Genomic DNA, 18,348 nt, shown 5'->3' with positions numbered 1-18,348 from the left:
CCCTCTGTTGCTTACTGTGTCTGGAGCACGTCCGCGGCCAGCTGGCCGGAACGGATCGCGCCCTCGATCGTGGCGGGCAAGCCGGTGGCAATCCAGTCGCCCGCCAGCACGAGATTGGTCCAGCGCGTACGCACGGCCGGACGTTTCATTTCCTGCGACGGCACCGCCGCAAACCCCGCGCGCGGCTCGACCACGAGCTGCCACGCCGGCATGGTTTCCGGGTTCGCGCCGGTCACGCGCGCGACGTCTTCCCAGATGCGCCGCGCGAGCGCATCGCGCGGCATGTCGAGCCAGCGGCCCGCGTCGCGGATGGTCGCCGCGAGCGGACCGCCGCCGGTGCGCACCGCGTCGACGACGCCGTTGACGACGGTCGTCTGCAGCGGGCCGTCGGCCGGTGTATCGACCGCGAAATACGCGGTCACGACCGCACTGAACGTGTCGGGCGCGGTGAGATCCGGGACGAGCGGCTGCGCGACCTCGGGCGGCACGGCCAGCACGACCGCGTCGCCCGGTGCGAGATCGACGCGCTCGCCGCCGATCGCGACCGCATCGACCGCGTTGCCGTGCGCGCCGAATTCGAACGCATCGAGCCGCGAATTCAGCCGGATCTGCGCGCCGCCGTGCTGCAGCATCCGCAGCGCCGGTTCGACGAATGCGCTGCCGAGCCCGTGGCGCGCGACGAGCGGGCGCCATCCGGGGCCGCCCGCGGCAAACGTGCCGCACAGCGCCGCGCGCGCGAGTTCGGCGCTCGCGTGGCGCGGCTCGACGTTCAGCACCCCGAGGAAATACGGCCGCAGCCAACGGTCCCACAGCACGCCGTCGCAGCGCATCGTCTGTGCGAGTGAGCGGCCGGTGCGCGCGAACGCGAGCGAGGCCAGCGCAAGATAATCGAGCGGCGTGGTGCCCGGCGCGCGCGATGCGGCGTCGAACAGCCACGACGGCCAGCGCCCGTTGCCGAAACGCAGCGTCCAGCGCTGCTGCGACGCGACGTCGACCACCGGACATTCAGGCAGCGCGGGCCCCGTGAGCCGATCGGCCGCGCCGATCGCGCGCAGGTAGCGCTGGGTCGCGGATTGCCCCGCGAATACCTGATGCAGCCCGCTGTCCAGCGTCGTGTTCAGCACGCCGTCGAACCATGAGCGGCAGCGGCCGCCCGCATGCGCATGCGCGTCGTGCAGCACGATGCGCCGCCCGCGGCGTTGCAGCTCGACGGCGGCCGACAGCCCCGCGAGTCCTGCACCGATCACGTGGACGGTTCTGGGCATCGGCTCAGAACAGCGCGTAGCGCGCGGCGATCATCAGCATGCGCGCCTTCGGCTTGCGCAGCGGCGCGCGCGGGGCGGCGAAGCCGCGCGCGATCGCGGCCTCCAGGATGCAGCGATACGCGCCCGACATGATGCGCGGCGCCTTCACCTGCGCACGCGTGCACGTATCCATCACGGCGTCCGCTTCGCGGAAGTGCTCGAGCGCGCGCTCGACGAGCGTCGCGCATACGCGCGGCAGCGCCGGATCGCGCACGATCGTCGCCGGATCGGTGATCGCGATGCCTTCGCGCGCGAGCAGCTCGCGCGGCAGGTAGCAGCGGTTGATCGCCGCGTCGTCGTCGATGTCGCGCAGGATGTTCGTCAGCTGCAACGCGCGGCCGAGGTGGTGCGACAGCTTGATGCCTGCCGCCTCCGGGATCCCGAAAATCCTCACCGACAGCCGGCCGGCCGCGCTCGCCACGCGATCGCAGAACAGGTCGAGCGTCGGTTCGTCCGGCGCACAGATGTCCTCGGCGGCGTCCATCGCCATCCCGTCGATCATCGCGTGGAAGTCCTCGCGCTTCAGGTCGAACGCGCGGATCTCGCGCTCGAGCGCGACCAGATGGCGCGGCGGCTGGCCGGCGAAGCACGCATCGATGTCCGCGCGCCAGCGATCGAGGCCCGCGTTGCGCTCGGCGCGCGGCAGGTCGCTGTCGGCGATGTCGTCCACCGCACGGCAGAATGCATAGACCTGGAACATCGCGTCGCGCTGCACGGCCGGCAGGATGCGCATCGCCAGATAGAAAGAACTGCCCGATGTGACGGCAGCGGCGTCGGTTTCTTGTTCGTCCACGACGAGATTGGAAACGGCCAAGACGAGCTCCACGGAGACACCCACGCGGGGCGATTGAAGAAGCCATGCCCGGCTGGGTTGGTCAGGGCGTCAAATGCGTGCGAGATATGCGAACGATCGACGCAGACAGGCACAAATTACCGGCCGGAAGCCGGAATTGGGCGAAAGTATAGCAATCTTTGACGTTCGATGGCGGACACCGCCGCGCCCGGGGGCCCGCGCGGGGCTTGGGAGACCGGCCGCGGCGGGGAGCGGCGCCGCGCCGCCCGTCAGCCGTAGACGATGTCGCGCTGCAGGTCGAGCGCGATGAGCCCCATTTCGCGGGTCAGCTGCAGCATCGAGCGGCGTTCGAGCCGCGAGCCCATGAAGCTCGTCACGCGCCCGTCGGGCTCCGCCGTGAACTGGAACGACGGGCCGCCGGTGCCGAACCACGCGCCCGGCACGTCGGGCGATTCCTGCCAGTCGATCTGCTCGAATACGCGCGCGATCCCCGCGCGCACCATGTCGCTCGGGCCGATCGGCGGCGCGGTCTCGCCCAGGTCGTCGAGGGAATAGGGGCCGGGTTTGTCCGGCCGCCGGTAGAAGAGGTAATCGACGTTCATGGGGCGCAATCGGGAGCAAAGCGTCAAATTAGCGCGCTTCGGCGCAAATTCAAATCAGATCAAGACGAAATGTGGCCTGTACGAGACAAAAGCGCCGCATCGCGAGAGCCGGTGCGCGCCCGCGCACGCCCGGGCCGTGCGTTCATGCCGGGGCGCGCAGCTTCGTCGACGCGGCTTCGTCTAAGATGAACATCTTTCTCAAAAAACACGGACACCATGGAGACGAACGTAACCGCCACCGCGCCATCCGACCATCCCGTTTTCGTGCTGGTGCACGGCGCGTGGCACGGTGCGTGGTGCTACGCGCACGTCGCGGCCGCGCTGGCCGCGCGCGGCTACCTGTCGATCGCGCGCGACCTGCCCGCGCACGGCATCAACGCCCACTTTCCCGCATCCTATTTCGAACGGCCGCTCGACAAGGACGCCTTCGGCGCCGAGCCGTCGCCGGTCGCGAACACCACGCTCGACGATTACGCGACGCAGGTGATGCAGGCCGTCGACGACGCGTATGCGCTCGGCCGCGGCAAGGTCGTGCTCGTCGGGCACAGCATGGGCGGCCTCGCGATCACGGCCGCGGCGGAGCGTGCGCCGGAGAAGATCGCGAAGATCGTCTATCTCGCGGCGTTCATGCCCGCGTCGGGCGTGCCGGGCCTCGACTACGTGCGCGCACCCGAGAACAAGGGCGAAATGCTGGGCCCGCTGATGCTCGCGAGCCCGCGCGTCGCGGGCGCGCTGCGGATCGATCCGCACAGCGGCGATGCCGCGTATCGCGGGCTCGTGAAGCGCGCACTGTATGACGACGTGCCGCAGGCCGACTTCGAGGCGGTGGCGAACCTGATGACCTGCGACGTGCCGGCCGCGCCGTTCGCGACCGCGATCCCGACGACCGTCGCACGCTGGGGCGCGATCGATCGTCATTACATCAAGTGCCTGGCCGATCGCGTGATCCTGCCCGCGCTGCAGCAGCGCTTCATCGACGAAGCCGACGCGTTCGTGCCCGGCAAGCCGACGCACGTGCACCAGCTCGACAGCAGCCATTCGCCGTTCGTGTCGCAGCCGGCCGTGCTGGCCGGCGTGCTGGCGGATATCGCGAAAAGCTGACGGAGGCGCGGCACGCGCGGTGTGCGGTGTGCGGTGTGCGGTGTGCGGTGTGCGGTGTGCGGTGTGCGGTGTGCGGTACGCCGCAGGTAACCGCGCTGCGGCCGCGCCGCGCTTACGCGTATGCGATCGACCGGTCGCGCCCGAGCCGCTTCGCGCGATAGAGCGCGGTATCGGCCTCGTTGACGAGCACGTCGCACGCCAGCGCGCCGGCCGTCGCGCACGCGCCGCCGACGCTCGCCGTCACCGGCACGCTGACGCCTTCCGCGTCGACTGGCGTGCTGCCGATCGCGTAGCGCACCTTGTCCGCTACCCGCATCGCTTCGTCGAGATTCGTGCACGGCAGCAGCAGCGCGAATTCCTCGCCGCCGAAACGGCCGAACGTATCCTGCGCGCGCACGATCGACGCGACGCGGCGCGCCGTCTCGCGCAATACCGCATCGCCGGCCGCATGCCCGAACCGGTCGTTGATCGTCTTGAAGTGGTCGAGGTCGAACAGCAGCACCGACAGGTCGCCGCCGTAGCGCTGCCAGCGCGCGAACTCGTCACTGAGCCGCGCCTCGAAGAAGCGCCGGTTCGCGATGCCGGTGAGGCCGTCGAGATTCGCATGCTCGCGCAGCTTCGCGACCGCCTCCTCGCGCTCGCGCTGCATCACGCTCACGTGCGTGACGTCCGAGATCGTCACGCACACGGCCTCCACTTCGCGGCCGCGCGTGAGCGGCATGAACGTGCAATCCTGCTGCATGTAGTCGACGCCGCCCGTGATCGGCCGGTCGTGCTCGAAGCGAAACAGGTAGGGCCGCTGCTCCCAAGAGCTGAACGCGAAGCTGCCGAGCTGGAACACGCTCTCGAGCTTGCGCTCGAGCCACGCGCGCGGCAGCGCCGGAAAGCAGTCGAACAGGTTGCGACCGATCACCTCGGCGGCCGGGATGCCGCTGTGGTCCTGCATGAAGCGATTCCACATCAGCACGGTCATCGCGCGGTCGAGCACGAACAGGCCGAAGCCCACCCGTTCGATCACGAGGTCGCTCAGCGACGCGGCAGTGGCGGTGGCGGCGGGGGTCGCGTTCATAGCGCGGACAGCAACGCGTCGAGCGCTTCGCCCATCAGCCGGATCGAGTCCTCGGCCATCAGCATCACGAAATGTGCGCGGAACGCGTGATCCTCGAGACCGAAGTTCACTTCGAGCAGCAGCGCGACGCTCCAGGCCAGCGCGGTCGGCTGGAACACGTCGTCGAACGACACGTTCGCGCCGAGCAGCCCCGGCGGGAAGAACACGGGCTTGCGGCCGAGTTCGTCGAGGATCGACGCGACGCATGCGCTCATCAGCACGTTCGAGACATCGAACACGAGTTCGTCCTGCGTGGCCATGCCGGCATACGCGCCGTCGCCGAACGTGCGCTCCATCAGCGACATGAGCCGCGCGACGCCCGCGCTGCGGCACAGTACGATCGCCTCCCCCTTGATGTCGGAACGGAATCCCTGGCGCACGGCCGTCACGTTTTCGTGGATGCCCGTCATCTCGCGCAGCGCGTCGCCCGCATCGGCGGCCTTCACGACGCGCACGCGCGGTACCGACAGCTCGATGAAGTGCCCGAGCAGCAGCGCGAGCCGTGCGGCGGCACGGCCCATCGCGAGGTTGGCGATTTCCTGCAACGCGTCGCGTTGCTCCGCCGTGAACACCGATTCAGGCATACAACCCATACTCCTTGAGAATGGGCAGCAACGCCTCCGACGTCACGGGCTTGGCAACGAATGCGATCGCGCCCAACTCGCGCACGCGTGCTTGCGCCTGCGGCTGGATATCGGCGGATACCACGATCACGAACGTGTTCAGGTCTTCGTGGCGCAGTGTCTCGAGCACCTGATAGCCGTTCATGTCGGGCATCGTCAGGTCCAGAAACATCACGGAAGCCTTGCCGTCACGATAGAGCGCCAGGGCCTCACGACCATTCGCCGCATACGCGACGTCGACGTCCCAGTCTCCCGGCAGTGCCTTTGTCAGAAGTTTGCGAGCGAGCAAGGAGTCGTCGGCGATCACGATCGGCAAAGGCATGGCGGCGAAGCGGTATACGGAATGGTCTCTCTCGCGTTAACGACCGCGCGGCGCGCTTCTTTAGGCGCCATGCGATCAAGCGCGGCCACCGCCGTGCGGCCGCGCGCGGGCGCCGCGGCGCGAGGCACGCGACACACCGCGCCGCAAACGCCGGCGGGCGCATATATCTGTCATGGGGAAAGCAAGGCGCGATTCTCTGAGTAAACCGAAGGCGGTGCAACTCGCCATTTTCACCATTTCGAACAAAATCGCTTCATTCGCCCGGCATTCCGAAAACAGCCGCGACCATTTTCGAGATAAGCACGCAAAATTTTTCTTTGTGTACGTTTGCGCTGCCGGATTCATAGCGTTTTCAAACTTTCACCGTGCCCCTGTCGGAATCACCAGGTTGCACATCGGTGCGGCGGTACGGCGCACGTGCGCAACTCGTTTATGATGGAACACCTCCGCTTCACCCGCTTTCTTCGATGACGTCCGAACGTCCCGCCGACTCCCGCACGCACACCGCACCGCCCGCCGACGACTGGCAGGACGACGGCAACTATGCGTCCGGCGCGCCCGAGCACGATTTCGCGGTCCGGCGCGTGACGCTGATCGTGCTGCTGGTCGCGGCGATCGTGCTGCCGTGCATCTACGTGTCGGTCATGGCGTACAACGACCTGAAGGCCCGCGAAGCCGCGGCGAGCGACGTGACGATGCGCACCGTGCGCGTCGCCGAGGAACATGCGCTCAAGGTGTTCGACCTGAGCGAGACGCTCGATGCGCGCATCGTCGACCTCGTGCAGGACATGGACGACGCCACCGTGCGCCGCCACGAATCCGACATCCACGAAGCGCTGAATACGATCGGCGGCGGCTATCCGCAGGTGGCCGCGGTGTCGATCTTCGGTGCGAGCGGGATGCTGCTCGCCAACAGCCTCTACTATCCGGCGCCCTATGCGTCGATCGCGAACCGCGACGACTTCGCCGGCATCCGCGACGGCCGCGTGATCGAACACATCTCGAAGCTGATGATGGGGCCGCTCAAGCTCGAGAACATCCCCGTGTTCAACACGGGCGTCGCGCGACGCCATAGCGACGGTTCGTTCGCCGGCATGGTGTCGATCGCGCTGAAGTCGTCGTATTTCAACGCGTTCTACCGCGACCTGCTCGGCGGCGCGGCCACCCCGATGACGATGGCGCTCGCGCGTTCCGACGGCGCGGTGATCGCGTCGTATCCGCCGCCGCCGTCGCTCGCGCACACCGATCTCACGACCACCTTCGGCAACGCGCAAAGCGATCCGCGCGCGGGCGTCGTGCGGGTGCGCCACGACGGCGCCAGCAGCGAGATCGTCGCGTACCGCCAGGTCGGCAGCTACCCCGTGTACGTGACCTGCGCGTACCGCACGTCGGCGATCTGGCGTGAATGGTACGAACACCTGAGCGTGCTGTTCATCTCGATGTTCGCGCCGTCGATCGCGCTGTGGTCGGTGATCTGGCTGTCGCTGAAGCGGCTGAAGGCGGAAGAGGAGGCCTGGGACCGCTGGCAGGCCGAAGCGTCGATGCGACGCTCGATCGAATCCGCGTACCGGCAGTCGCGCAAGATGCAGGCGCTCGGCAACCTGGTCGGCAGCGTCGCGCACGACTTCAACAATCTGCTGATGATCATCTCGAGCAACGTGCAGATCGCGCGGCGACGCGGCGTCCAGCATCTCGACAAGGAACTCGGCGCGATCGAACGCGCGCTGAAGAACGGCCAGTCGCTCACGCGCCAGTTGCTCGGCGTCGCGCGCAAGCAGCCGCTGCACAGCGAGACGATCGACGTCGGTCAATGGCTCGGCACGTGCCGCGAACTGCTGAAGACGTCGCTCGGTTCGAAATCGCTGCTGGTCGTCGCGATCGAGCCCGGCGTATGGCCGATCCGGGTCGATGTCGCGGAGCTCGAGCTCGCGGTGATCAATCTCGCCGTCAACGCGCGCGATGCGATGACGGTCGGCGGCCGCTTCACCGTCGGCGCGCGCAACGTGACGCTGCGCCGCGAGGACGGCTTTCCGCTGACCGGCGACTTCGTGCAGATCTCGCTCGACGATACGGGCTCGGGCATGCCGCCCGACGTGCTCGCGCGCGCGTTCGAGCCGCTCTTCACGACGAAGGCGCAGGGGATGGGAACGGGGCTCGGGCTGCCGCAGGTGTTCGCGTTCTGCGAGCGCTCGGGCGGACTCGCGACGATCGACAGCGCGGTCGGCGCCGGGACCTCGGTGCGCCTCTACCTGCCGCGCGCACGCGTCGAGGACATCGTCGCGCGACCGCAGGCCGCCGTGCACGACGCGGGCGGGCTTGCCGGCCTGCACGTGCTGCTGGTCGAGGACAACAGCGAAGTCGCGGCCGGCACCGAGGCGCTGCTCACGCTGCTCGGGCACCGCGTCACCTATGCGCCCACCGCCGACGACGCACTGCGCCTGATCGAAGGCGCGGCCGCGAACGACGCATTCGACCTGGTGATCTCGGATATCCACATGCCGGGCCGCCTGAACGGCATCGATCTCGCCGAAGCGATCGACAAGCGGCCGGGGAAGCTGCCCGTGATCCTCGTCACGGGTTACGCGGAGGAACTCGACCGCACGCGTACCGTCGACGTGCGCGTGCTGTCGAAGCCGTTCGACATCGCGCTGCTCGACGAGATCCTCCTCGGCATCCGCGAAGCGCGCGACGCACGGCACGCCGGCGCCTGACCCGCGGCATGCGGGCCGGTGCCGGCGGCGGCAAGGAAACGGCGATCAGGCCGCCTTCAGCACGCGCACCCAGTCGACGTAGCGGTCGACGAAACCCTGCAGGAACTTGCGGGTGTCTTCGCTGACGATCTGGCCCTCGTCGTCGATACGCGCCGGGTCGTGCTTGATGAACATTTCCGGCTGGCCGAGCGTCTTCACGTCGAGATACGCAAGCACGTTGCGCAGGTGCTGCTGCGCGAGCGCGGTACCGGTCGCACCCGGTGACGTGCCGAGCACCGCACCCGGCTTGCCGGACCACGAATTGTGCCCCCACGGGCGCGAGCCCCAGTCGAGCGCGTTCTTCAGCACGCCCGGGATCGAGCGGTTGTACTCGGGCGTCACGAACAGCAGCGCGTCGGCCGCCTCGATCGACTGCTTGAAGCGCTTCGCGACTTCCGGAAAGTCCGCGTCGTAGTCCTGGCTGTAGAGCGGCAGTTCGCCGATCTCGACGAATTCGAACGAGAAATCGGCGGGGGCGAGCGAGATCACGGCTTGCGCGAGCGCGCGGTTCCAGGAACCGCGACGCAGGCTGCCGACGACGACTGCAACACGATAGGACATGGCTTTCTCCTTCCGGTGAGTAAGGAATCGGGTCGATTGATTCTGGACAGGCGACAAAGGTCTGTTTATAGGCAAGCCAGCCCGCGAGCCGTCCCACGGGGCCGACCGGCCGACTTTCCACAAGGTTTTCCACAGAAATTGTGGATAACTTGACCGTTATGGTCTGATGTTACAGACCGCCCGCGTCGCGATTTCGCGGCGCGCGACGCCAAGCTTCGGCAAGCATAGCGCAGCGCGCCAGCCGGCTTCGTGAATTCGCGACGGAACATGCGTTGCAGCGCAGCGTCTCGCCCAGTAAGCTGCTCGCACACCGCGATGCGCCCGCCCGGTGGCGCGCACGCGAGCGCTTTCGCTTCGTAAGGCTCCCGACCTGCCATGCTGTCCGCGTACGACGACCCCGCCTATCTCGCGCAACTGCGGCGCGACCTGCTGCGCTTCGCGCGACTCCAGCTCCGCGACACCGATGCGGCCGAGGATGCCGTGCAGGAGGCGCTGACCGCCGCGTGGTCGCATGCGGGAGAGTTCGCGGGACGGTCCGCCCACAAGACCTGGGTGTTCGGCATCCTGCGCAACAAGCTGATCGACATCCTGCGCGCGCGGCAGCGGACGGTGAGCCTGTCCGCGCTCGATGCGGAACTCGACGGCGAATCCGCGCTCGATCGCGAACTCTTCAAGGAAAACGGGCATTGGGCGCCGCACACGAAGCCGCGGCCGTGGCCGCGCCCCGAAACGCTATTGCAGCAACAGCAGTTCTGGATGCTGTTCCAGGTCTGCCTCGACCACTTGCCGGAACACATCGGGCGCGTGTTCATGATGCGCGAATTCCTCGACGTCGAGATTGCCGACATCTGCAGCGAACTGACGTTGACGACGAATCATTGCAGCGTGTTGCTGTATCGGGCGCGCACGCGCCTGCGCACCTGCCTCAGCGAAAAAGGAATGACGACCGAAGATGCTGCCGGGGAAATGTAGGGACGTGACGCGACTGCTGTCGGATGCGCTCGACCGGTCCTTGACGCTTCATGAGCGCATGCAGGTGCATGTGCATCTGCCGACTTGCGGCGGATGCCGCGTGTATCGCGGGCAGATCGCGCTGCTGCGGACGGCAGCGCATGCGGCGGCAGGACGGGGGACGGGGGATGAAGCGGGTGGCGATCGGGATGAGTCGTCGGGCGACGGGCAGGGCTGAGTTGCTGCCTTGTGATTTCTGCTACGAGCGGTTCATTTGATGACGGATGGGAGCGTAGCCACGGTGGACGGTTGTGATATTCGAATTCAGTCGAGCGATCCGACGCGTCTCGTGATTGCTGCTACGAGTGGTTCCATCGATGACTGCTGGCAGGGCAGCCACGGTGGACGGTTGTGCTACTCGAATTCAACCGGTCGATCCGATGCGTCTCGTGATTTCCGCGACGCGCGGCTCATTTGATGACCATCGGCAGCGTAGCCACGGTGGTCGGTTGCGGCCCGCGAATTCAGCCGCTTATTCCCGGCGCGCTCGCGCCGGGATGATGCGATAAGAAAAATACGCCGAACAACAATTATTCGAACAGCGCGCGCACCGACTCGGGCGGACGACCGATGGCCGCCTTGCCTCGATACACGACGATCGGACGCTGCAACAGAATAGGATGAGCCGCAATCGCTTCATAGGCCTCCGCGTCGGTCAGACTCGCACGGGCAAGATCCAGCGTCTTGTACGGCTCTTCGCCGTCGCGAAGCATGTCGCGCACCGGGCGCCCGAGCTGACGATGCAACGCTTCCAGTTCCTCGACCGTCGGCGGCGTCTTCAGATACTCGACGACATTCACCTGCGTGCCGGCGGTGTTCAACGTCTCGACCAGTGCGAGCGTCTCGCGGGACTTCGAGCAGCGGGGGTTGTGGTAGATCGTGATCATCATTCGGACCTGGATAGGAAAGGCACGTATTGTAGCCAGTCTGGTTGCGTGCGTTTCGGCGGGGACCGGCGCGCGGGCGAAAGGGGAGTTGGAGTACGGTGCGGCGTGCGGGGAGGAATCGTTCGCGCCGACGAGCGTGCAGAGCGCGTGATGCCTTTATGCGCATAAAGTGCGTTGTATGGGCAATCGCCAAGGACGTCTGCGGCGGGGAGCGCAGATGAACAACGACGCATCGCTCTGGCGTGTTGGAGGTTCCGACGCGAGGGCCACCCGCACGGTTTATGCGTCGCCGAGTTTATGCGCATAAAGCTATCGCTTCGCGAGATGGGGAGGTCCACTGATATCGCGACTGGCCCGGACACTTCGATGCCTCGAACGATCAGCGGGGCGATACGCGATCGCGTCCGTCCGGGGCATTGTCTCGGGACGTATTAATGCGCGCTTGCCGACGTGGGGCCGCCGATCGCGGCCGAGCCTCTCGATGGTTTATGCGCATAAACGCTGGGGGCGGCCAGCGCTTCACCGCTTCACCGCTGCACGCTGCACGCTGCGCACGGCACAAGGCACAAGGCACAAGGCACACGGCACACGGCACACGGCACACGGCACACGGCGCGAGTATCGCGCCGGCCTGAGTCGCGCCGCGTTCGTCATCCAGGCTCGTGCTCAAGCGAGGACGACGACTCGCAGATGCTCTCCAGCACCGCCGAAGTTTATGCGCACAAACTCCTCCGTCACCAAGGCCCCGCGCGTTCGGCTATCGACGGGGCAGGCGCCAACACATTGCGCCGATCAGCTTCTCGAACGAGGGGGCAGAAACGCCTGTCGTCACGACGATCCATCCGCTCATCATCCACCGCAGCAATCTCGCCGCCATCCGCTGCAGTCAGCCAGCGTCCCCATTCGTTTATGCGCATAAACCGATAGCCCGAATGGTTAACGCGTAGTTGGCAAACGACAATTTCATTGAAATATAAATATCGTCCTGTAGAATTCCAACGACCAAAAACAGGAGTGAAAATTGGCCGCGGAAATCATTGCAGTCACTCAACAAAAAGGTGGCGTCGGCAAAAGCACGATTGCCATGCACCTCGGCGCGGCATTCCATGAGAAAGGGAAGCGCGTCCTCGTCATCGACGCCGACGGTCAAAACACACTGGTTCACTGGTCGAGCGCATCCGGTGACAGCGACGCCGGCATCCCGTTCCCGGTCGTCAATCTCGCCGAAGCCGGCGGCCAGATCCATCGCGAGATCAAGAAGTTCATCAACGACTACGACATCATCGTCGTCGATTGCCCGCCGTCGATCACCGAGAAAGTCTCCGGCGTCGTGCTGCTGGCCGCATCGATCGCCGTGATTCCGACTTCGTCGTCGCCAGCCGATTACTGGTCGAGCGTCGGGCTGGTCAAGCTGATCCAGCAGGCGCAGGTGATGAACGAAGACCTCCGTGCCGTCTTCCTGCTGAACAAGACCGAAGAGAAGCGCATGCTGACCCGCGAGCTTAAGCGTGCGCTCGAGGAGCTCGGCTTCCCGTTGCTGAAGACGCAAATCCCGACCCGGGAAGCGTATAAGCAGGCAATGGCGCTCGGTCAGACCGTGCTGCAGATGAACGATCGCGGCGCCAAGCTGGCCGCCGCGGAAATTCGCGCATGTGCCGACGAAATCGTCGCCATGCTGCCCTGACTTTATGCGCATAAAGGAGTCACATGAAACCCTCCCAATTTGCAAAAGGATTCCAAGCGCGCCCGGATATCACGACGAGCGAGAAGCGCACGGCGCTTGATCGGCTGAATGCCATCGACGGCATCGTCAAATCCGAGACGGCCACGCCGGTCCCGACGAAGTCCGCCAAGAAGGACATCACGCCGCCACCGTCTCCGGACGTCCTGCTCGATCCGTCGATCGACGAGTCGCCGCAATATCGCGCGTGGCGCCTCGAGAACCGCTATGCGCCCGGCCAGGTAATCGAACTGCCGTTGAAGGCGATCAAGCATAGTCCGTTCAACCCGCGGCACTTCTATCTGAAGTCGTCGATTGCCGAACTCGCGGTCAACCTCGCGAAGCAGGGGCAGCAGCAGGCGATCCACGTGATTCCGGACTACGACAATCCGGGTTCGTATTTCGTCAGCGATGGCGGCCGCCGCGTGCGCGCGCTGAAGGAAGCGAACAAGGAGTCGGTAAAGGCGATCGTGATCGACGTGCCGATCGGGATCCAGAGCTACAAGCTCGGCTACGACCTGAACGTGCAACGCGATTCGCAGACGGTGTTCGACAACGCCGTCGTATGGCGCCGCTTCCTCGACGACAAGCACTTCCTGAGTCAGAAGGAACTGTCCGAGCATCTCGGCCTCGACGAGTCGACGGTCGCGGTCGCGCTGTCGATCGGCAAGCTGCCGGAAAGCGTGATGCAGGAGATGGTCGCGCGTCCCGATCGTTTCGGTTCGAACATGGCGTATCAGGTCGGCCGTTATCACAACGCGCGCGGCACCGAGGCGACGCTGCGCCTGATCAACAAGATCGTGTCCGACGATCTCAGCACGCGTCAGGTGTCGGACATCGTCAAGGGCCGCGTCGCGGCGCAGGAAACGCCGAAGCCGGCGGGCCGCCAGCGCTATGCGCAGCGTCTCGAGATCAAGCTCGGCGGCAAGTCGGTCGGCGACCTGAAGTCGTATGGCGAAGACCGCATCGAACTGCGCCTGCGCGGCCTCCCGAAGGACAAGCGCGACGCGATCCTCGAGCAGCTCGAGCGGATGCTGTTGTCGGACTGATGGAAACGGCCGGCAGGGCCTGGCGATGCGCCGGGCCCGCCGGGTTGGGCGGGCGGCCGGCGGCGGCCCGTCAGAGGGGCCTGAACAGGCCTCAGGCGGCCCGCGATTGATTCAGGGTGAACGACAGCAGGTCGCCGTCGGTCGGCTCGCCCCAGGTCTTCTGAGCCAGCCAGTCGAAAAACGCCGTCTCGGCCAGCTTCGAATCGAGGCCGCGCTTGCGCCAGTCGTCACGCAGGTGCGAGCCCATCGTCGGCAGCACTTCCGACTCGAACGACTCGCGCGCCACTTCGCGCTCCGCGTCGCCCTGCTCCTCGTACAGCACCTTCGCTTCCTTGCGGCGGAACGCCGCGAATTCGCTCAACAGGCGCGCCTTCAGATCGTCCGGCTGCGCCGCGACGACCTTCGCGGCAGGCGCGCCCGACGGCAGCGCGTCGACGGACTCGACCGGCGGCGCATAACCCTTCTTCAGCGCATCCTTGAACAACGCGGGCGCGCTGCGCACCGGCGGCAGCGTCGTGCTGCGCATCCGTTGCTCGGTCATCTGCAGCGCGGCGCGAATGCGGTTTTCCTCGCTGTCCGCGTAGAGCGTCTGCGCTTCCTTGAGCGGAATCCCGAGCTTCACCATCCGGTCGACCAGCGTGCTGTCGAACACGTTCGGATGCTCGTCGAGCGCGAGCATCGGCTGCTTGCGCTCGGTCACGCGGAACTGGATCTCCGCGACCCGGCGCCCTTCGCGATGTTCGATCAGTTCGACGAAGATATTGGTGACCGCATTGACCTCGGCGATCGCCGGACGCAGGTAGTCGCGCTTGAAGTACTTGTACTCGCGCTTCGCCTCGTCGCCGGCTTCCGTATCGGGCGTGCCCGACAGGATCGGCCGCCACCATTCCCAAGGCTCGCGCATCGTCAGGTGGCTCGGGTTCGTCAGGTAGCGCACGCAGATCTCGTAGAGCGCGAGACCGGCGCTGCTGCGCAGCTGGCTCTGGAACTGCAGGCTCAGACGCGCGTACTGGACCGGGTCGAGCAGCTTCTTCTTGATCTTCGGTGCGAACGAGAATTCGACCCACACGCGGCGGGTAGCCGGATCCTCGAGAATTTCGGCATCGGCGATCAGCGTCGAGATCCCCCACTTGCGGCCCGGCTTCTGGCTTGACGTCCCCGTGCTCCATTCAACCTGGACCGACACCATGCGGCGCAGGTGTTCCTTCACCAGCGCGGTGTCGTTCGAATCGAAGGCGGAGTTGGCGACGATATCCGACAGCAGCGCGCGATACGTATCGCCCGAGTCGTCGGCCTGCTGCGCGACGGCGAGCAGGACGTTGAACAGCTTGCGGGTCAGCAGCGTGATCTTGCCGCTCTTCGGCTGAATTGCGATCGCCTCGACGGCCTTACGCAATTCGGCTGAACTGGCACTCACCACATCCACATCGGTTTTCTTGGCGCGCTTCGTGGCCATGCGTCGGGTCGGAGGAGAAGTTTCACGGAAGGATAGCGCCTGTGGTGATGTGCGTCCAGAACGACATGCTCACCATAGCGGGTGAAGTGCGCGTGTGAAACGGCACTCACCCCAACCCTCTCCCGAAAACCCTCACCGGTCCGGATTTACAGCGTTTCGGACTCGTCCAGACGTGTCGCGGGATGCGCGGATTCACAGATTTTCGCCTGTGCTCGACACGTGCGAAACTTGCTCCCGTATCGGCTCACCTTTCGATTTGTCGTAATTTTGCGACTGCACTTCCGGGGTCCTCGTCACAGGGTCGCCACTGGACGTCGCGACATCGAGCGGACAGGCCCGCACCGGCCTGTATGCATGTACAGGCGTGGCTGTACCGAGGCGACCGCAACCACGCCCGGCACCCGGGAAGCGCGCCAAAAAGGATGCGCCTCGAGGCCATCGAAGCCGATTCACAGGCCCGGGCGCGCATTGTACAGCGCACGGAAACCGTTCGGTCCCGAAAATTCTCACCTCAACGGCTCGGAATTCTGTGCCCCGGATCCAGACGAGTCCCCGGCACACGCGGGATCGCCAGCCAGGACCTCCCGAAAAGCCTCACCTTATTGAAAAAGTGGCGCTCCAACGGACGCGGATATGGCTCCCGAAAAACCTCACCGTAACCGCCGCGGTATCAAAAATGTCAATGCCGTCCGATACTTATGTGCAGCAGGCGTTCCGCTGTGTCCGGCGATCGCCCCCCGAAAAGCCTCACCTTTGCGTTAGGCGAACGTCGGCGGCAGCTGTGTATCGACTCCTGAAAACTCTCACCTGTGCCAAAAAGTGGCACAGCAAAAATCAGATTTCTGCCAGTCCCGGCGGGCTTTTCAGCGAATTCGCCCCGTTATGGGTCCCGAAAAGCCTCACCTTTGCCCTATTTTCGAGCAAATGGCGCTCCCGAAAAGACTCACCTATCAGGCAAACGGCAGCCTGTGATCGATGTCCCGAAAAAGCTCACCTCAACGGGATCCGGGCAGGAAAACCCGGATTTCGCTCCCGAAAAGCCTCACCTTTCAGGCTTCACAGGCCCCACAGGGCACTTTTGCTGTGCAAAATGACCGTCGGTTCCCGGAAATCCTCACAGCAAATCCCTGTGGAGTCCCGTGAAACCTCACCTTTCATGAAAACTGCCCAAAAGATGGGCAGAATAGGGGCGCGAGTAAGGTCCCGCAAATTCTCACCTATGTCTGCACAGGCAGAAAACTGTGCGCGCAGGCACAGCGCGGGTTCCATGGCTGTGCGGCCCCGAAAAACCTCACCTTTGGGAAATCTCGCATTTCACTGTGATCCCGAATCCGCTCACGACCTTTCCTGCATCGGCTCACGCAGATCCCCGAACCCCATCACTTCAGCTCCCGCAGAAGATCACCTTGGTTCCCGTAAAACTTCACCTTGTCGGCCGGAAAGCCTTGCTACATAAGGCTGTGCCGTGGCGTTAACGTTTTTAACTAAGGGTTCAAGGGTGTTTACTTCTAATACTCTCAAGACATCGGTCGTCGAGTTTTCCACAGAGACCCCAACCCCTGAACACCGACAGTGAGCGTGACGCCCATCATGTGAAACAAATGCCCTTTTTCGGGGCTTGCTAAAAAACGCTTTCAGCACAAGTACTTGGCTCGCTTTCTTCGCTTTGTTTCACGGAATCGGGACGCTGGCTCATCCAGATCGGCTCACAGCGCCGATTTCTGTGCACAGTGACGTAAATTCACCGCGGCCGACAAAAACAGGTATCAAAAAATACGTATTCCGTTATGATCACAACATTTCAATGTCTGTGAGTCCTGCTATGACGCTGGATGAAATACGTGAAGCCATCCGGGAAGAACTCGAATCGCTACGCGCGAGCGGCGCGCGCCGCCAGGAGTTGTCGCTGCATGCCTGCAAGCGCCTGTTTTTCGATCTCGGCATCCGGCCGTCGGCCGCCAATGTCCGCGATCTGACCCAGACCGGCAGTGCCAGCGACATTCCGAAGGACATCGATCATTTCTGGGAACGGATCCGTGCCGCGTCGAAGGTTCGGCTCGACGGTGCGGCGATTCCGAAAGCGGTCGAGGAAAAGGCGGGCGCATTGCTCGGCGCGCTATATGAAGAGGCGTTGAAAGCGGCCAGGGAAAGTCTCGATGTCGACCGCGAGCAGATCCGCGCCGGCGTGACCGATGCGGAACAGCGGCTGCGCGACGCCACGGTTCGCCAGGAAACCCTCGAGGGCGCGCTGACGCGCAGCGAAGCCCGCAACGAGCAGTTGCAGGCGCGTGTGACCGAGCTCGAGGTGCAGCTGGCCTCGCAATCGACGCACGGTTCGGCAAACGAGGCGACGCTGCTCACCACAGTCGCCCGACTCGAAAAGGAACTGGCCGCCATGGCCGGCCGCGTCGATGCCGAACAGACGCAGAACGCGGCGCTGCGCGACCGTATCGACACGCTGCAAGCCGAATTGCAGCAGCGCACCGAACACTATGCGCAGCAGATCAAGGATGCGGTGGCCGAAGCCGAGCGCCGCGTCAAACCGATGCTGGTCGAGCTGGACTCGCTGCGCAGCATGGCGTCGACCTATCAGAGCGGTTTGCGCGACGTGCAACGCAAGGAATTCGATTTCCTTCAGCAACTGAGTTCGACCAAGGCCCGCGCGGACCGGCTCGAGGAACAGCTTCGCAGCCAGGGCGACGAGTTGGAGCGCGCGACGCGCGAGGTGAATACGCTGCGCGCGAGCCGCGGGATGAACCCGGAGATTTCCGCGCTGATCCGGCGCCTGGCCGATGCCGGTCAGCTGGATGCCGATGCGTTTTCCGCGATCGGGACGTCACTGGACCATGAAATTCCGGTGCCGACCCAGTGCCCGCATTGCGATGGCGAACCGGAGTTGTCGCACGGCGACGACGGGTTCGAAGTATCGTGCCCCGAATGCGAACATGCGTCGGGGCCCTGGCCTTCACGATTCGAAGCGATCGCACGCTTTGCACGCGATTGACGCGCGGGTCGGCACAGCGATCGCACAGGTGAGGGGATGCGGGACGCTTGAGGTGAG

16 protein-coding genes are annotated in these 18,348 nt (G+C 65.1%); 7 read left to right on the top strand and 9 right to left on the bottom strand.

Annotated elements, in window-relative coordinates:
- Nucleotides 1-11: 11 nt before the first annotated feature.
- The 3 genes from hpnE to DIE12_RS06145 all read right to left on the bottom strand — a co-directional run bounded on the left by hpnE (nt 12) and on the right by DIE12_RS06145 (nt 2,699).
- The gene (hpnE, locus tag DIE12_RS06155; protein ID WP_044848865.1) at nt 12-1,265 is read right to left on the bottom strand and encodes a hydroxysqualene dehydroxylase HpnE; all 1,254 of its coding nucleotides are present in this window, start codon (nt 1,263-1,265) and stop codon (nt 12-14) included.
- Nucleotides 1,266-1,269: 4 nt separating this feature from the next.
- Nucleotides 1,270-2,118, bottom strand: coding sequence for a presqualene diphosphate synthase HpnD (gene hpnD / locus DIE12_RS06150; protein ID WP_044848864.1), 849 nt, complete (start codon nt 2,116-2,118; stop codon nt 1,270-1,272).
- A 248-nt stretch (nt 2,119-2,366) separates the two neighbouring features.
- Nucleotides 2,367-2,699: a hypothetical protein gene (locus DIE12_RS06145; protein WP_044848863.1), complete on the bottom strand. Its 333-nt coding sequence runs from the start codon at nt 2,697-2,699 to the stop codon at nt 2,367-2,369.
- A 216-nt stretch (nt 2,700-2,915) separates the two neighbouring features.
- On the opposite strand from DIE12_RS06145, the gene DIE12_RS06140 reads away from it, so the two are divergent.
- The gene (locus tag DIE12_RS06140) at nt 2,916-3,800 is read left to right on the top strand and encodes an alpha/beta fold hydrolase (protein ID WP_124485979.1); all 885 of its coding nucleotides are present in this window, start codon (nt 2,916-2,918) and stop codon (nt 3,798-3,800) included.
- Nucleotides 3,801-3,912: 112 nt separating this feature from the next.
- Here DIE12_RS06140 and DIE12_RS06130 read toward each other — a convergent pair whose 3' ends face one another.
- Genes DIE12_RS06130 through DIE12_RS06120 form a run of 3 tightly spaced genes read right to left on the bottom strand, consistent with a single transcriptional unit; the run spans nt 3,913 to nt 5,853 of the window.
- Nucleotides 3,913-4,869 (bottom strand): diguanylate cyclase, encoded by a 957-nt coding sequence (locus DIE12_RS06130; protein ID WP_124485978.1) that lies wholly within the window; start codon nt 4,867-4,869, stop codon nt 3,913-3,915.
- Entirely contained in the window at nt 4,866-5,492 is a 627-nt protein-coding gene (locus DIE12_RS06125; protein ID WP_124485977.1) for a chemotaxis protein CheC, read from the bottom strand. The genes DIE12_RS06130 and DIE12_RS06125 overlap by 4 nt, the downstream gene beginning before the upstream one ends.
- Complete coding sequence (locus DIE12_RS06120; protein ID WP_040138947.1) at nt 5,485-5,853, bottom strand: response regulator; 369 nt, start codon at nt 5,851-5,853, stop codon at nt 5,485-5,487. The genes DIE12_RS06125 and DIE12_RS06120 overlap by 8 nt, the downstream gene beginning before the upstream one ends.
- Nucleotides 5,854-6,320: 467 nt before the next feature.
- Between DIE12_RS06120 and DIE12_RS06110 the strand changes: the two genes are divergently transcribed.
- The gene (locus DIE12_RS06110) at nt 6,321-8,564 is read left to right on the top strand and encodes a hybrid sensor histidine kinase/response regulator (RefSeq protein ID WP_124485975.1); all 2,244 of its coding nucleotides are present in this window, start codon (nt 6,321-6,323) and stop codon (nt 8,562-8,564) included.
- Between the two features lie 45 nt (nt 8,565-8,609).
- Here DIE12_RS06110 and DIE12_RS06105 read toward each other — a convergent pair whose 3' ends face one another.
- Nucleotides 8,610-9,164: an NADPH-dependent FMN reductase gene (locus tag DIE12_RS06105; protein WP_044848764.1), complete on the bottom strand. Its 555-nt coding sequence runs from the start codon at nt 9,162-9,164 to the stop codon at nt 8,610-8,612.
- Between the two features lie 375 nt (nt 9,165-9,539).
- Between DIE12_RS06105 and DIE12_RS06100 the strand changes: the two genes are divergently transcribed.
- Both DIE12_RS06100 and DIE12_RS06095 read left to right on the top strand, forming a co-directional pair.
- Entirely contained in the window at nt 9,540-10,136 is a 597-nt protein-coding gene (locus tag DIE12_RS06100; protein ID WP_124485974.1) for an RNA polymerase factor sigma-70, read from the top strand.
- Nucleotides 10,117-10,353, top strand: a complete 237-nt coding sequence (locus DIE12_RS06095; protein ID WP_124485973.1) for a zf-HC2 domain-containing protein — start codon at nt 10,117-10,119, stop codon at nt 10,351-10,353. The genes DIE12_RS06100 and DIE12_RS06095 overlap by 20 nt, the downstream gene beginning before the upstream one ends.
- 352 nt (nt 10,354-10,705) lie before the next feature.
- Here DIE12_RS06095 and arsC read toward each other — a convergent pair whose 3' ends face one another.
- The gene (gene arsC / locus DIE12_RS06090) at nt 10,706-11,062 is read right to left on the bottom strand and encodes an arsenate reductase (glutaredoxin) (protein ID WP_044848770.1); all 357 of its coding nucleotides are present in this window, start codon (nt 11,060-11,062) and stop codon (nt 10,706-10,708) included.
- 1,021 nt (nt 11,063-12,083) lie between these two features.
- On the opposite strand from arsC, the gene parA reads away from it, so the two are divergent.
- Complete coding sequence (parA, locus tag DIE12_RS06085; protein ID WP_040138954.1) at nt 12,084-12,746, top strand: ParA family partition ATPase; 663 nt, start codon at nt 12,084-12,086, stop codon at nt 12,744-12,746.
- 23 nt (nt 12,747-12,769) lie between these two features.
- A complete protein-coding gene (locus tag DIE12_RS06080) occupies nt 12,770-13,831 on the top strand; it encodes a ParB/RepB/Spo0J family partition protein (RefSeq protein ID WP_124485972.1) in 1,062 nt (353 codons plus the stop codon).
- 91 nt (nt 13,832-13,922) lie between these two features.
- On the opposite strand, the gene DIE12_RS06075 is transcribed toward DIE12_RS06080, so the two are convergent.
- Nucleotides 13,923-15,287 (bottom strand): replication initiation protein, encoded by a 1,365-nt coding sequence (locus DIE12_RS06075; protein WP_044848760.1) that lies wholly within the window; start codon nt 15,285-15,287, stop codon nt 13,923-13,925.
- A gap of 1,822 nt (nt 15,288-17,109) precedes the next feature.
- Between DIE12_RS06075 and DIE12_RS06070 the strand changes: the two genes are divergently transcribed.
- The gene (locus tag DIE12_RS06070; RefSeq protein WP_044848759.1) at nt 17,110-18,291 is read left to right on the top strand and encodes a DNA-binding protein; all 1,182 of its coding nucleotides are present in this window, start codon (nt 17,110-17,112) and stop codon (nt 18,289-18,291) included.
- Nucleotides 18,292-18,348 lie beyond the last annotated feature (57 nt).

It is taken from the genome of Burkholderia sp. Bp9015 (assembly GCF_003853505.1).
Classification (GTDB): domain Bacteria; phylum Pseudomonadota; class Gammaproteobacteria; order Burkholderiales; family Burkholderiaceae; genus Burkholderia.
The sequence above is the reverse complement of the archived record's forward strand: the minus strand, read 5'-3'. Positions and strand labels throughout refer to the sequence as shown.